Source organism: Marivirga aurantiaca, from assembly GCF_016679925.1.
Lineage (GTDB): Bacteria > Bacteroidota > Bacteroidia > Cytophagales > Cyclobacteriaceae > Marivirga > Marivirga aurantiaca.
Genome location: NZ_JAEQBW010000002.1, coordinates 119,879 through 133,732 on the forward strand (window position 1 = coordinate 119,879; position 13,854 = coordinate 133,732).

Genomic DNA, 13,854 nt, shown 5'->3' on the forward strand with positions numbered 1-13,854 from the left:
CTGAACATACTCCCTTCCCTCATCAAATACTAATTATTCATCGAAAAGCAATGTAAAATACCTAAATGTAGGTAGTGGTTTTAGCCAAAAAGAGGAGTGAGGAGGAGAAATGTGGAGATAATTCCGGAGTCCATGGTTTAAGCTGTGGGCTATGGAGAATGAACAATGGAATGATTTTAGCCATTTCCAGTCTTATAAGATAAATGAATAGGGGTAGGATTTGCCAGTCGGCAAGGTCTTTATCCAGCTTTGATATTAAATCCAGCAGGATTTGATGGGTTGAAAATTCAATCCATATGCCGGTTCCTTATAGTCCTTATTTTCCAGTAGCCCATTTTATAGTAAGTGAAAGCCACAATAGCCGCTATTAAATTGGAAACAGGAAAGGCCCACCAGATACCTTCGGCTCCTAAACTGGTTTTTTCTGAAAGAATAAATGCGCTGGGAAACCGGATCATCCATAAGCTAAATACGGAAATAAGGAGGGAGGCTTTTGTGAAGCCCGCACCATTAAATACGCCATTTAATACTTGTTGCACTCCCAAAAGACCAAAACTTGGCGCCATAATTTTAATAAATAAAGCGCCATCTTTAATTACTTTTTCATCACCCGGAACAAAAAAGCGGGTAACAGGCTCTGCTAAAGCAAACAACAATAAACCCACACTTGTAAGACCAAAAAAAGCAATTTTATTACTTAGATTTCCAATCTTCTCTGCCCTTTTAATTTGCCCGGCACCAATATTCTGACTGACCAAAGTAGTGGTGGCAATAGCAAAACCAAGTGCCGGAACAATTACCAAACTGAGTATTCTGGCTCCAATGCCATAAGCAGCAATAGCAGCACTCCCAAAGCTGGTAACCAGCATCACCATGATTGTCATAGCGGCTGAGCGGGAGGATTGCTCTAAACTTGCAGGAATTCCCAGAAAAAACATTTTCCTGATCCATGGGAAATCCGGCTTCATTTGATGCCAATTAATTTTGATCCCCATTTTGCCTCTAAATAGAATAACAATACCAATAAAAGCTGATATACCCTGGGTGATCACACTTGCAATGGCTGCACCTGAAACGCCATAGCCCGGTATATCTCCATATCCAAAGATAAATAGGGGATCTAAAATCAAATTGAGCAATACAGTTCCCAGCACGATAAACATGGGGAGCATTACATTTCCAATGCCTCGCATGAGCGACTGAAACACGAAAAACATGAATAGAAATAGGAAACCGAAGGAGGAAACCTGGAAATAATCCACAGAATCTTTAAGAATTTCCGGACCTGCCCCAATGAGTTTCATTAAAGGATAAGCAGCAAAATAACCGATGGCGGAAAGTAAGAGGGAAATAAAGAAAATAACAATTACAGTTTGAGAAGAGCTATAATTCACCAGCTTCTGGTCTCCGGCTCCTTTGTGGTTTCCCACTATTACAGTGCCTGCCAAAGTTAAACCTGCCCCTAAAGATAAAATGAGGAATAAAACAGGGAAGCTCAAACTCACGGCTGCCACAGCATTGGCACCTAAGCGTCCCAGCCAAAAAGTATCTATCAGCTGATAAGCAGTTTGCAAGATATTGGCCATAATAATAGGTATGGCCAGGCTTACCAGCGAATTGAGTATTTTTCCTTCTGTGTATTTTGACTTGTTCAAATTGTAATGGATTATTCTCTATTATGCACGAAGATACTGAGACTTTGGTTAAACTTTGAAATTTACCAGCTCATGGGCACTAATACAATTGATTTTCCAGGTGTATTGATTTTGATCCCGCTTATCTTTTCCTTGCAGAGATATTAAAACTTCAATTTACTCTCCGAAATTTTTGCTTGATCCTTCTCATCTTGCTTTTATATTCATATATAAGTGGCTATAAACAAAAAAAAGCTCCTCATATTTCTATGAAGAGCTTGTGGAGGGGTGACAGGAATAGAAGTCTCAAAATGTGATTTTTGAAATCTGAGGAATCTATACTACCTCGAAGGATGTTGGCGGAGTCCCAAAGCCAAGCTTCAAGTATTTCTAATTCTGTTATTGACATTTGGCTAAACTAAATTTATTTAATTAAAAAGTCATTAAAATTAAGGTGAAAAGATTGTAGATGCAATTAAATATACATGCAGTTTCCCGCTGAATTGGTGATAATAATATTTCTAAGAAGCGAGGATATTGATTTGGTTATACTGGTTTTACATCTTAATAAAAGGAAGAGTTAGATTTTTTCATTAAGGCTTCTTCGATTTTAGAAACTTAAATTATATCAATTTACAAAGAAATAAATTTCTTAATTAGATACCATTTTTCTGAATGTTACAGTTTTTTCTATTGTCATTTATAAATCCTTAGTTATAAATTATTTGCTTTACTTTTGATAATTATTAACATCTTAATGATTTATAGGTCTGATATCTTTATCTAAGTTATTTAATTCCACTTTTAAAATCCTAATTCTAAGTTCATATCTATAACTACCTGCATTAATTGGAACTCGATTTACAAAAGCAATATCTATCATATTATGTTCTATAATGAATTTTTCGACAATTTTCCGACTCTTTATAGTAATATTCACCTAAAGTAAAAAAAGAAAGCAAAAACAAGCAACTATTAATAAAAATACCCTTAATAATATTCAAATACATTTTATGCGCTTGGAATACTTGCTTGCAATGCTTTATTTGCTTGTTTTTGACTAGCAATTACTTTGATTTATGTAAAATTGGATAATATAGCCTTCTGTATCAGAATGCGGTATCTGTTAAGGATATTTTAAGAATTATAATTCAGAGTTAAAATTTAAATGTAAAGAAGTGTAAATATTTGAAAATTACAATATTTTTTTTTGCTGTTGGCTGTGGGAAACTTTATTGTATTTTTTCATAATGCCCAATTAGATACCTATAGGGTATATTTCTACTTGAAAAAATACAAACAACTAATTGGTATACAGGTGTTTAATAACTTATCCACACCTTTCTGTAGGTAACTTTTAAGCCTTTGAGTATGCAAAATGATTAGTTAAATTTGTTGTAATCGTCATGGCAGAAAAAAAACCTAATGAAGTGGAGTTCATTAGGTTTGGATTTTGTCCTCTGTACTTCACTCTTAAAATAGATAACATATGCAAGAGATCATAATTGAAGTGGTCGCAATGTTCTTACCTATCATTATACAACTCATTGTTGAGTGGTATATCCGAAATAGTGATTAAGGACAGATGAAAACGGAGGTGTTAAAGCCTCCATTTTCTTTTACAAAAATATGTTATTTATGATCAACTATCAAAAGAATTTGATATCATTTCGTACATCCTTCTTTATACCACATTAAGCCATCAAAACCTTACTATTTCCTAAATAGATTTTGAGAATCTTCTATTCTTATTCATCAATAAATAAAAGTGTCATGTGGGCATTAATTAAATCATACCTATTAAAAAATGAGAGGCTTTATAATCAGCCTCTATTTGATTTAATTATCATCTGGTTTAAATTGATTAATGCACATATCAACTATTTCATCCATAGCGCACTCTTTTACTTCAATTTCTGTTTGTTGGCAATTAGAATATGAAGTAAAAGTTAATCCATTTACTGGGTCTAAATAATATTCATGATTGTAGATGTTATAATTCTTCTGAAGGTGCATCATTGTATAAAAAGAATCACTAGTCCAATCACATTCTGTACCAACTAAATGTGAAAATATTCTTAACCTTTTTTTGTCAATCAGCATTTCAGTAAAGTCCCAGCCAGCAAAATAATTTTGTACATACTCTCGATATCGTAAAATTTGATCTAAAGCTCTGTATGTTATACCGTCTCGTTTCAATTCAATAATATGGACATCAAAGAACTCAGTCTTTTTTTCAATTGTTTTATGGACTGCTAATAGATCGATCAAACCTTTTTGGATTTCAAATTCTTTATAAATTTTTAAATCTTTAATGATTGCTTGTTCATTTAAAGGATACCTAATCAGTTGTTTTTCTAAAATTGATCTGTTCTCATTATCAGTCATCAAAAGTGATTCTTGAAGGTCTGATTCCCATTGAAAATAAGTGTTGATACTACTCATAATAATTAGTTTTTAGTTTAAAATTGTTCTTAAAGTGCTAATTATTGAATAAATATTTATTCTTTTAGATGTTAAAAAATGCGAGTTACTGGTCTCCTAGAGTTTTTATTGACTATATTAAAGATCAATTTTTATAAAGATGCAAGAGAAAATTTTTAGTACAGGTAATGGTGGTCATTATCATATTTTTGAGATTGGTGAGTTTGAATATTCTGATCCTTTGGAAATCTACCATGAATCGGAAGTTAATTCTATCAAGTCCAAATTTATTTTTTTATTAACAGCAGACTTCCCTAGTGCTCCGAAAGGACTTATCGAAACTAAAGCAAAAAAAGCAGCTCAAGAACACTGGAAGAAGAGACTCAGCGAAGTTGAGAATTGCAAATTGCCTAAAGAATTAGAATTCTTACTTTCAGAAAATAAAAAAGCAAGACAAATAAACTTACTTAAGAACCTAACACTTACAACAGATCAATTATTTAAATTTTATAAAATTACTTCCGAAAGGGGATTTAAAATGAGTCAGTACATCGGAGAATCATTGCCATTAAAAATTGAAGAATCGGAATTGCCAAAGATGACTTACATCGATGGTGATAAGATTGTAAAATTTGGACAGACAAGCTTGTCTGATGGTCAGCTTAGACATATGATAAAATTTAGGAATAAAACAATAGGTAAATTCTTAGACAAAGGAGATCACTGGCATTGCTTCTACATTACATTTCGTAGTATTGCTGGAAAAGAACCTTGGCAAAATGGACAAGCTCATTTACATTATTTATCAAATGCTTTTGGATTATCAAGGGCAGAAGTTGTAGATAGAATAAGGAAAAATAATGCACCGTCTTCACCTGTTCATATTAATATTACAGATTATGGTAACCAGAGCAATCAATAAATGATATTGTAACCATAATTAAATGATGAGTATTAGTTATAGTTTTTCATGAATAACAATACTAAAGTAAAAATGGTACTATGATTGGTACTACTAAAATGAAAAAAGCCCCATACGTAATGTATGAGGCTTTTATAGTCGGGGTGGCAGGATTACTCATACGCACAAAACCATGCCGCACAATCCGTTCTCATCCTGCCTGCAATCTTTAATAAATCAAAAAAATGGACATAAAAAAAGCCAGCAGATTGATCTACTGGCTTATGTCGGGGTGACTGGATTACAACCACCCCACGCAAATCTTTATGTATCAGTAAGTTACAAGAACGTATTTCAGCGGGTTCACCGTTCAGTTCTCAATTTATTCGAACTGGTTTGAGTGCATTTGGTGAACTCCGAAACCTTTGTAAATATACAAAAAAGCCTACGTTTTGGGTTCAAATCGTGGCAAAAAGTGCTAAAATTTATTGGCAAAGAGTCATAGATTTTAGTGCCGTTTGACTGCCTTCATCTGGCAAGATCAATCGGTGATGTAACGCTCAACAATGGCCGGTGCAAGGCCGGTGAACTCGCAAAATTCATCTATGCTGATGAACTGATGCGGTTCTTTGGAAAGCTCCTCCCTGATCTTGTTTAGGAGCTTTCTTCCGTAACGCTCGCTCATGCCCGTGATTCGCTGCACGTCTTTTGGATAGATACAGGCTCTTTTGGTTTCAATCATACTTTATCTATGCTTCATCTATGCTTTTGGTGTACTGTAAATATAGGAAATGCCATTGGCAGTTCATTTTGAACCAATCGGAATAAACGGTATCCAATGTTCCTATGCGGAACCTGTCTTTTGTCTTCCCTCCTGATTTATCTGATTTTCGGTGAGTTGCAACGAAGCAACAAATCAAAATTTCAAATGATATGGCAAGACAAGCTGGGATTATCAAGTTGAAGGGCAAGGTCGGTGACATGTCCTTTTACAAAACTAGAGATGGCTACCTGGCCCGTGAAAAGGGCGGGGTGGACAAGGAACGGATCCAGAACGATCCGGCTTTTCAGCGTACCCGCGAAAACGGTGCTGAGTTTGGCCGTGCCGGTGCAGCCGGACGGACTTTGAGAACGGCCTTCAGGCCGCTTCTTCTGCGAACCTCTGATAGCCGGTTGACCTCCAGGCTGACCAGGGAAATGGTGAAGGTCATCAAAGCGGATGCAACCAGTTCCCGGGGAGAACGGAACGTTCTCGATGGTGAACTGGAGCTTTTGCAGGGCTTTGAGTTCAATGCAAACGGTCGCTTGGGAGCTACCATGTATGCACCATTCGATGTAAGCATTGACCGGGCAACAGGTGAAGCTGTAGTGAATGTGCCGGGCTTTGTGCCCCAGAATACCATCGCTGCACCTCAAGGTGCTACGCACCTGAAATTCGTCTCTGCAGGTGCGGAGATTGATTTTGAGTCGGATGACTTCACGCTGGTGACATCCGAAAGCGGTGAGATTGCGATCGGCCCACAGGCCGAAGCGGCTGTAAGCTTGACCAATGCTTTGCCCGCTAACAGTACTAAACCCCTATTGTTGGCTTTTGGTGTAGAGTTCTACCAGGAAGTGAACGGGAGCTTTTACCCGTTGAAAAACGGGTCTTACAACGCCCTGGCGTTGGTGGCTATTGATGGTGCCCCTGCCGTTCAACAAACCTAATCCAGATTCGGATGGAATTGATTCTGACAAGAAACTATCATCCGGAGGGAACGAGTGGTAGCCTGTTCGATGGGGAGCAGCTGGTTTGCTCCACTATCGAACTTCCCTGGAGGGAAAACCAGCGAATGGTGTCGTGCATCCCGGAAGGGAGGTATGAGCTTGTAAAGCGATATACCAAAAAACGGGGCTGGCACTTGCTGGTAAAAAATGTGCCCAACAGAAGCGGCATCCTCTTTCACCCCGCCAATGATGCCCTGAAGGAACTGAAGGGTTGTATAGCCCCGGTTTCACAAGTTGTTGGCCCAGGTAAAGGGACGCAATCCAAAATTGCCGATTCCAAGCTGAAAACCCTTGTGTTTGAGGCCATGGAAAGAGGCGAAAGTGTATTTCTCATTATTCAAAAAGCAAAAATCGTATGACAATCATAGAAAGGGCGAAAGCCCCAACCCCCAAGTTTTTCAGGGTGCTCCGTAATGTAGGTCTGGCACTAGCGGCAGCTGGTGGCGCTTTGTTGGCAGCACCGATCAGTTTACCAGTCGGAATAGTTGCTCTGGGCGGCTATCTCACCGTAGGCGGGACGGTACTGACTGCAGTCAGTCAAGTGACCGTAGAGGATAGCGCAAAAGCGGACAGGAAAGATGGCTAACCTGGTAAGCGGAGGTGGCACGAAGGCAGGAACTGCCGGAGGCACGTTGCTGAGTGTCCTGGTGAATATCAGCTCCGGGGATATCCTCCACACCTGTGTGTTAGCTGCTGTTGGAGCGATAGTGAGCTTTACCGTGTCCATTCTGCTAAAGGTGTTATTCCAACGGTTCAAAAGAAAACATCCACCTCCGAAGGGGATGTGATTCCCGCAAGTCGGGAAAGTTTGTGTTCCTCTCAATGAAAAGGCCTCCTCATGGGGCCTTTTTTCATTCCAGGAGTATCTGAAAAATGATGGCTCTCTTGACCTGCTTTACCAGCTCTACCTGCTTTTGCAGGATCTTAGCTTTCTTCTCAAAGTCCTGAAGGAGTGCCAATGACTTTAGGTACTTCCTACGGTCTTTCAAGGCCTTTTCCTGCCCTGCCAGCAATACCGCTCTGGCATCACCTATCCTGATGAATGGGACAACAGAACCGGTCAGGTGTGGCATAAACGCCTGTGCCTGCCAAAGACCGTAAGAGAGCCAGAAATAAAAGTTCCGTGCCTCCTCCGATTCTGTGGTGATGGTGAAGCAATTGGGACAAGGGGTTTCGAGCGGCTTTCCCGCATTCAGTCCTTTGGAAAGCATGAAAAAGTGAGGCTTTACCGTGGTTAGTCCATCCCTGTAAGTTTTCATCTGGAAATTGTGCATAGTACGAGCATTTAAAGTTTAGCTCGCTCCGCTTCGCACACATTTCAAAAGAGAAAAGAAAAAAGGGAAAAAAAGAAAAGAGAAAGCCTTTGGTCAGGTGGGCATGGACAGGGCAGTCAAGGTTTTTTGGAAAAATACTACCCGCCAGTTGGCGGGTGGAGATTTTTTTAAAAACCCGCAGGGCTTGACCTTGACGGTCCTGATCAGGGTTGGCCTTGTGGGGCCCGCCTAACTTAGCTGCACTCTTTGTTTTGTTCTAATTGGTTATCGGATGTAATTTTCGAATCCCTTCTCATTAAGGTATTGGTTCATCAGATCGAATCTCATCTCTTTTATGTCATTGGTTTCTCTTAACTCATCGATCATTTGTCTAAGGGTTCTTTTTCTGGCATCCTTTGCGACAATCTTATTGAACCACTCGATCCCATTGAGATTAGGATCAGTTGACTTATTATTAGTGAATTTGATGATGCTTTCGAGTCCTGACTCTGGAATAATATCCCATGAAATACAAAGCATATTAATTGCGGTAAGTAGCTCCCGATTGAAGGGATGAATTGGTGCTTTGTCTTTGGATCCGGAAGAATTACCATCCCCGGGTACATAATTCCCCTGTTCATGTATCAAAGGATTAAAAAGTGGAAGGGGATCGTGTTTGATAATATCAAGGAATTCGTTGGCACAATGAGTACCGACAAAAAAATATTTCGATTGAGCGTTATAATCTCCCCTGGGTCTATATGAAAAGATGTAGTATTTATCATCCAAAGACCCGCAACAGCCTTGTTTGTGTTGACCATTAAGAAGTTTCAAGTAGTTAACGGGTTGAATATAAAATTTTCGGTTGAGCTCTTCCTTTCTTTTTCTGGTTCTACAATTCATAACTGTGGCAATGGTTAACTGTGGGATTTAATTTAGTGCGGGAACGCAGGAAAACCAAAAACGGCTGGCCGGAGGCTGTGGAGCGCAGCGTAATGGACGAACGGCCAAGCCAGCCGGAGAGAGGAACGAACGGAGGCTTGCGAGCCGTCCTGCGAGTGGAGCAAGGGGGCCAGACCGGAAAGCTGTGAGGAACGAACAGTGGGGGATGGCTATGTGAGTAGTGGAATGCAGGGCTTTTGTATTTTGACTTTCGACAAAAGCCCGGAATGGAACGGAACTACACAAGGGCTGGCGAGATTTTTTGCTTTGAGCGTTGGGAAGGTATAAGCGATTGCCTGTGTGGTGGGATACCATGCGTTGGTGCAAAAAGCATGACAGCCTGCAGCCCGCAGCGACCCGCAGGCGAGCAAAAACACGGGCAGCCGGTGGATGCGTTGCGGCTGAGCGGAACGAAGCGAAAGCGGAGAGCAGAGAAGCGGCAAGAGCAGACAGAGTAGGCTGCCGTGAGGATGACAACCGAGTTGCAAGCAGCATGACAGGCTCGGAGCTTCAGCGGAGACCGTAAGGCAACACAGCTTATTTTTTGACCAATAAAAGACAAACACTTTCAAAAAATGGGCTGTGGTGGCCTGGCATGATGCTATGCCGAGGGCGATAGACGAACACCGCTTTTCCTGCGTGGGGTTTGAGCGTTGGGAAAAGCAAGTGTGGCGCGGTATGAAATGGAGCAAAGCGGAATGCAATAGCGGGCTACTCTTGCTGTGCGGTGCTGGAAGCTTGTGAGTGCAGCGCAGCGGAATGAGCAGGCTGGAGGCACATGGGTATGGGGAGGTCACCCGTAAATGTCATCGAACCCTGAGTAATTTTTGTGTCCTTTTCCCTTATTGATCCTGCCCTGTTTTGTGTTGTCAATACGCTTTTGAAGGAATAGACATAACGACTCAAATTGTGTTTCGGGGATCTGATAGGCACTTGCCTTAAATTCCTTTTTGATGATACCCCAAATGGCAGCATAATTCATTTTGGATTTGCCAACATCGCCTTCCTTGTATTCGTTATAACGATCGATTAAATGCTTAATGTAGTTCTTTAGCTCAGCTTTTTTGCCAATGGCCCCATCGGCAAATTCCATCTTTGGTTTGCTTCGAGATTTATAGACAATTGTCTGTGCACTGATCGAATTGGCCACAGTAGAATTAGCCACATTGCCTTTGATGTTGATGGTATTTGATGATTTTGCATTGGCTTTGCCTTTAGCCTTTAACGTGAGATAGTTCTTGATTTGCCTCACTTCCTCCTCGCTAATGTCACCTTTGGTGATTTTGGAATGGCAAATCGGGCAAATCATCAAAAGGTTCTCAGAAGCATTGTTTTCCGGATTTTCGTCAATATGATGAATTTCAAAATGGTCAACATTTGAATCATCACAGATTGGACACTGGGAGTTAATCTCTTGTTGTAAAAGAGCTTTAGTTTTTTGGGGTATGGATTTTCGAGTCTTGGTCATAACGAATTCAATTTATATTCCAATCTCTCACCAATGTATGAACAGCAGGCGTACCCACCCTTCCAAGGTGTGAGATGTATCGTTGCCTAAGCTGTTGAATGAAAGGGGAATTTACCTTGAATTTTCTCGGTCTAATTTTTATTCGTTCCTGAAGGGTTTTCGAATTGATCTTGATAGAATCGGTTGTAAAATCAATGACACAACCCTTATTAAGATCATCTGATAATAGAGGCAGAGAAGGAAAAAAGTGAAGACTTTGCATGACCTGAAAGAAAATACTCTTTTTATTTTTCTTCACGTGATCCAGCTTAAGTATCTCTTCAAGTGAGTTGTGGGAAAACTTTAAAAGATCGAAGCTCAATTCCTTGTTGGTCTTTACTTTTTTTATGTCACATTCTGGGGTAATTATTATGCCAAACACATTGTCCTCTATTTCACAAATATCTCCTGTCATCAATGGAGCGTCAGGTTTAAGTTCAGAGTAGTGTAGTCGGCTGAACAGTTTAGATAATGACTTTTTCTTGTCGTCCGAGTCATTTGTTTCAATTTGTCGATCACCTTCATTTTTTAATGCTTCAATTAAACCTGCGTTTTGAACCAAGGACTCAGAGAGTATCAACTGTAAAAGTTCTATGACAAAAAGTTCAGGATCAACTCCGTCACCCTGCGCTGATTTATAAATTTCTAATATCCAATCCTTTTCAGCCTCGGAAAGCTCTTTGAATATTTGCTGGATTGATTCATTAATTGCAACTGTCCATTTAAGAGGTAAGGATAGATTTTTATTAGATTCCTTCCATTCATCAATGCCTTCCAATATTTTCTTTTTGAATTCAGACACTCTATCCGTAGTGAAACTCTCATCCTTCTTTTCGATAATAATCCTATTGCCAAATTTCTCACGAAGAGCCTGACCGTAGGTTTCTTCTATATCCTTTTCTGAGAAGATATAAATGAGTGAATAAAAATTGTTGGTTAAAAGAAAGTCGTATGCAGCATCTTCTTTTTGTGCAGTTGTAATTGATATTTTTCCAGCCCCTAATTCCTCGGCAATGTCTTCAAAACTATCATCTTGGGAATATTGCCAATCTAAAACAACTGCGCTAAAGGTGCCAATTGATTGGACTGCCTTGCTGGCAAGCTCTAATGATTGAACACCTAGCACCGGAAGATCCGACCGTAAAGATTCAAATAAAGCTCTCTCAGGGCGGTTTTCTGAGTAGATATGATCGTCAGCAAATAAAACAACTCCTTCCATGCTACTTTTCTTCTTTTTTAAACTTAATGATGAAATTGGCTCCCTTTAGAATTCTTAAATTGGGGTTGGTTATGAGGGAAATTTCAGCATCAATCCTATCAAGTAACTCTTTGACGATGTATAGGCCCAATCCCCTGCCTTCAGATTTCTTTGTATAAAATTCTGTGAATATCAGATCTTCTATATCCTCTGGAATGCCAGGGCCAGTATCGGCAAAAATTACAGTGTTATCATCTTCATTAAAAACAATACTAATCTGTTTGTCCTTATCTGATAATTGCTCCAGCCAATAAATGGAGTTATCCATGAGGTTGAGGATGACTTGAAGAATTAGTCCTGTATTCGTCTTTACCACTATGTCCTTATTGGAATCTAGATTCACCTTGATCTTTCCTTCAAGCTCTTTCCTGAAATATTTTATAACCCTCTCGGTAACATTTCGGACGCTTACATCCTTGGTTACTTTTCTGGCCACCCGAAACAGTGGCTGGAGTACCTGCAACTCCTGGTACAGAAACTCTAAGTTTTCCTGAAGCTCTACTAAAAAATCCCTGAGTTCCTTGGATTGTATTTTCCCTTTATCAAAGCGATTGACAAAATCTTCAGTATTGACTTTCAACCTTTTCAAGAGTGACATGGTATCGTGGGTTGCCTTTTCGACAGCCATGCCGGTACCGGCCAATTCTTGGGTGATTTTCAAGTCCTCACGAACCTTTTGTATCAGATTGTTGGTGGCATTGAAGAATTTCTTAGAGCGGTCAATTAATTCTGCATCATCATATTCTAGCAGTTTCTTTTGAAGGGTGTTGTAACTTTCTTCATAAGATTTGCTGAGGGATTTTATTGCCTTCTGCTTTTTTAATTCCTCCTTTTTGCGGTCAATGTCGACCTTTGTTTTCATGACTTTTAGAACGGTCTGAACTAGTGCTATAAAGTCGTCCTTAGCTCCATTGATATTCATCAAACCTTCTCTGTCAGCTGCATCACGGAGTTTTGGGTTCTCATCTTGAGTAATAAAAACAAAACCAAGAAGATCATTATATGTAAAATAATCACCTGCCTTCAACTCTCCCCTTGATTTACTTAGCTTGAGCCAATCATCACCAATCTCACCGTAAGGATATACCCTAATATTGTCTCGATATAAGTAAACTGAAGTTTCCTTCAGAAACTCAATCTCGTCTTTTGTCAATGCTGGATCACGTAAATCATAGGCATAGAAGAAAAACATAAAACCACCAATTTCCGGCTTACGGATTTCTACGATTTCCTTCTTATCGTATTTGAGAAATTGATCTCTATAGGCTTTTAAGCTCCTTATTCCAGATGATATAATGTCCAATTCATCTTCAAATAGATTAAATTGGATATTAACTGTCGATTTGTTATGCGTATAGATTGCATCTAAATTGCCATGGCTATCAAGCATTCCTTCAAAATAATAAGGTGCCAAATCAGAAATTTCATCAAACCTTTTATAAGTTTTTGGCGGTTTCCGGTGATCCCAGATAACTTCATATTGGAAGTCTTCTGGAATGCTTAGCCCAGGTAGCTTAGGCGGTTTCATTCTGAAAAAAGCCTTATCTAGTTTTATTAAATCCTCAAACTTCCAATCACTCCTAATATCAGAGATTCTGATAAGTGTACCTTGTTCTTTAGCATTAATGATTTTTTCAGGCTTATCGTTGACTTCCCATTTATTCAAAATCTCATGTAAATACTTGTCTTGATGTTCACTTTCCTTGAACTCATCATCTGCATAATCATGAAAGTCCAATGTCAATTTTACTTCACCAGTTGATTTAGTCTTACTGTAAACCTCAACATAATCCCCAAGCTTATAAATCGCAAAGCGACCAACTCCTTTATCCCCTTGCATTACCCGGCCCTTTTCAGTGAATCTTTTGTCACCAGCCTTTTTTTTGTTGAGTTTGTTTGGTGTAGCTGGCTTCATCCAGACATCCAGTATGGTATCGATATTCATACCATGTCCGTCATCCTCAATTTCTATTGTTGGCTTTGCAGAAGCACTAGGATTGTCAAAATTCAAAAATCTTACAATTACTTTCTCTGCATCAGCATCGTAGCTGTTCTTCACCAATTCAATTACTCCTACCCATTTATCACTGATAAGCTGGTCACCTAATACGCTAATCAGACGGGCATACGCCTGAAATGGGGTCTCACCTGACTTTATTATTGCCATA

12 protein-coding genes are annotated in these 13,854 nt (G+C 39.4%); 3 read left to right on the forward strand and 9 right to left on the reverse strand.

Translation table 11 applies throughout. The annotated features are described in order from the left end of the window. Positions 1-287 precede the first annotated feature (287 nt). The 3 genes from JKA74_RS06015 to JKA74_RS06020 all read right to left on the reverse strand — a co-directional run bounded on the left by JKA74_RS06015 (position 288) and on the right by JKA74_RS06020 (position 4,079). Positions 288-1,655, reverse strand: coding sequence for an MATE family efflux transporter (locus tag JKA74_RS06015; protein WP_236587554.1), 1,368 nt, complete (start codon positions 1,653-1,655; stop codon positions 288-290). 238 nt (positions 1,656-1,893) lie between these two features. Next, positions 1,894-2,043 (reverse strand): type I restriction-modification system subunit M N-terminal domain-containing protein, encoded by a 150-nt coding sequence (locus JKA74_RS20860; protein WP_262895926.1) that lies wholly within the window; start codon positions 2,041-2,043, stop codon positions 1,894-1,896. A 1,430-nt stretch (positions 2,044-3,473) separates the two neighbouring features. Continuing rightward, entirely contained in the window at positions 3,474-4,079 is a 606-nt protein-coding gene (locus JKA74_RS06020) for a PDDEXK family nuclease (protein WP_201430278.1), read from the reverse strand. A gap of 139 nt (positions 4,080-4,218) precedes the next feature. Here JKA74_RS06020 and JKA74_RS06025 point away from each other — a divergent pair, with 139 nt between their 5' ends. Further along, positions 4,219-4,980, forward strand: a complete 762-nt coding sequence (locus JKA74_RS06025) for a hypothetical protein (RefSeq protein WP_201430279.1) — start codon at positions 4,219-4,221, stop codon at positions 4,978-4,980. Positions 4,981-5,500: 520 nt separating this feature from the next. On the opposite strand, the gene JKA74_RS06030 is transcribed toward JKA74_RS06025, so the two are convergent. Beyond that, positions 5,501-5,701, reverse strand: a complete 201-nt coding sequence (locus JKA74_RS06030) for a hypothetical protein (protein WP_236587555.1) — start codon at positions 5,699-5,701, stop codon at positions 5,501-5,503. Between the two features lie 191 nt (positions 5,702-5,892). Between JKA74_RS06030 and JKA74_RS06035 the strand changes: the two genes are divergently transcribed. After that, the gene (locus JKA74_RS06035) at positions 5,893-6,666 is read left to right on the forward strand and encodes a hypothetical protein (protein ID WP_201430280.1); all 774 of its coding nucleotides are present in this window, start codon (positions 5,893-5,895) and stop codon (positions 6,664-6,666) included. 11 nt (positions 6,667-6,677) lie between these two features. Beyond that, the gene (locus JKA74_RS06040) at positions 6,678-7,085 is read left to right on the forward strand and encodes a DUF5675 family protein (RefSeq protein ID WP_201430281.1); all 408 of its coding nucleotides are present in this window, start codon (positions 6,678-6,680) and stop codon (positions 7,083-7,085) included. A gap of 492 nt (positions 7,086-7,577) precedes the next feature. Here JKA74_RS06040 and JKA74_RS06045 read toward each other — a convergent pair whose 3' ends face one another. From JKA74_RS06045 to JKA74_RS06065, 5 genes are all read right to left on the reverse strand, one after another. After that, the gene (locus JKA74_RS06045; RefSeq protein ID WP_201430282.1) at positions 7,578-8,000 is read right to left on the reverse strand and encodes a DUF6943 family protein; all 423 of its coding nucleotides are present in this window, start codon (positions 7,998-8,000) and stop codon (positions 7,578-7,580) included. 264 nt (positions 8,001-8,264) lie between these two features. Further along, complete coding sequence (locus tag JKA74_RS06050) at positions 8,265-8,882, reverse strand: hypothetical protein (protein ID WP_201430283.1); 618 nt, start codon at positions 8,880-8,882, stop codon at positions 8,265-8,267. A gap of 832 nt (positions 8,883-9,714) precedes the next feature. Further along, on the reverse strand, positions 9,715-10,389 hold the full coding sequence (locus tag JKA74_RS06055; protein ID WP_201430284.1) for an HNH endonuclease signature motif containing protein: 675 nt from the start codon (positions 10,387-10,389) through the stop codon (positions 9,715-9,717). Positions 10,390-10,396: 7 nt separating this feature from the next. Then, positions 10,397-11,647: a hypothetical protein gene (locus JKA74_RS06060; protein ID WP_201430285.1), complete on the reverse strand. Its 1,251-nt coding sequence runs from the start codon at positions 11,645-11,647 to the stop codon at positions 10,397-10,399. A 1-nt stretch (position 11,648) separates the two neighbouring features. Next, the gene (locus JKA74_RS06065; protein ID WP_201430286.1) at positions 11,649-13,853 is read right to left on the reverse strand and encodes a sensor histidine kinase; all 2,205 of its coding nucleotides are present in this window, start codon (positions 13,851-13,853) and stop codon (positions 11,649-11,651) included. Position 13,854: the final 1 nt, after the last annotated feature.

Excerpts from the sequence above, each read along its gene's own strand:
- JKA74_RS06065 (WP_201430286.1), bottom strand. The coding sequence starts at position 13,853 with ATGGCAATAATAAAGTCAGGTGAGACCCCATTTCAGGCGTATGCCCGT.
- JKA74_RS06050 (WP_201430283.1), bottom strand. The coding sequence starts at position 8,882 with ATGAATTGTAGAACCAGAAAAAGAAAGGAAGAGCTCAACCGAAAATTT.
- JKA74_RS06045 (WP_201430282.1), bottom strand. The coding sequence starts at position 8,000 with ATGCACAATTTCCAGATGAAAACTTACAGGGATGGACTAACCACGGTA.
- JKA74_RS06060 (WP_201430285.1), bottom strand. The coding sequence starts at position 11,647 with ATGGAAGGAGTTGTTTTATTTGCTGACGATCATATCTACTCAGAAAAC.
- JKA74_RS06030 (WP_236587555.1), bottom strand. The coding sequence starts at position 5,701 with ATGATTGAAACCAAAAGAGCCTGTATCTATCCAAAAGACGTGCAGCGA.
- JKA74_RS06020 (WP_201430278.1), bottom strand. The coding sequence starts at position 4,079 with ATGAGTAGTATCAACACTTATTTTCAATGGGAATCAGACCTTCAAGAA.
- JKA74_RS06040 (WP_201430281.1), top strand. The coding sequence starts at position 6,678 with ATGGAATTGATTCTGACAAGAAACTATCATCCGGAGGGAACGAGTGGT.
- JKA74_RS20860 (WP_262895926.1), bottom strand. The coding sequence starts at position 2,043 with ATGTCAATAACAGAATTAGAAATACTTGAAGCTTGGCTTTGGGACTCC.
- JKA74_RS06055 (WP_201430284.1), bottom strand. The coding sequence starts at position 10,389 with ATGACCAAGACTCGAAAATCCATACCCCAAAAAACTAAAGCTCTTTTA.
- JKA74_RS06035 (WP_201430280.1), top strand. The coding sequence starts at position 5,893 with ATGGCAAGACAAGCTGGGATTATCAAGTTGAAGGGCAAGGTCGGTGAC.
- JKA74_RS06025 (WP_201430279.1), top strand. The coding sequence starts at position 4,219 with ATGCAAGAGAAAATTTTTAGTACAGGTAATGGTGGTCATTATCATATT.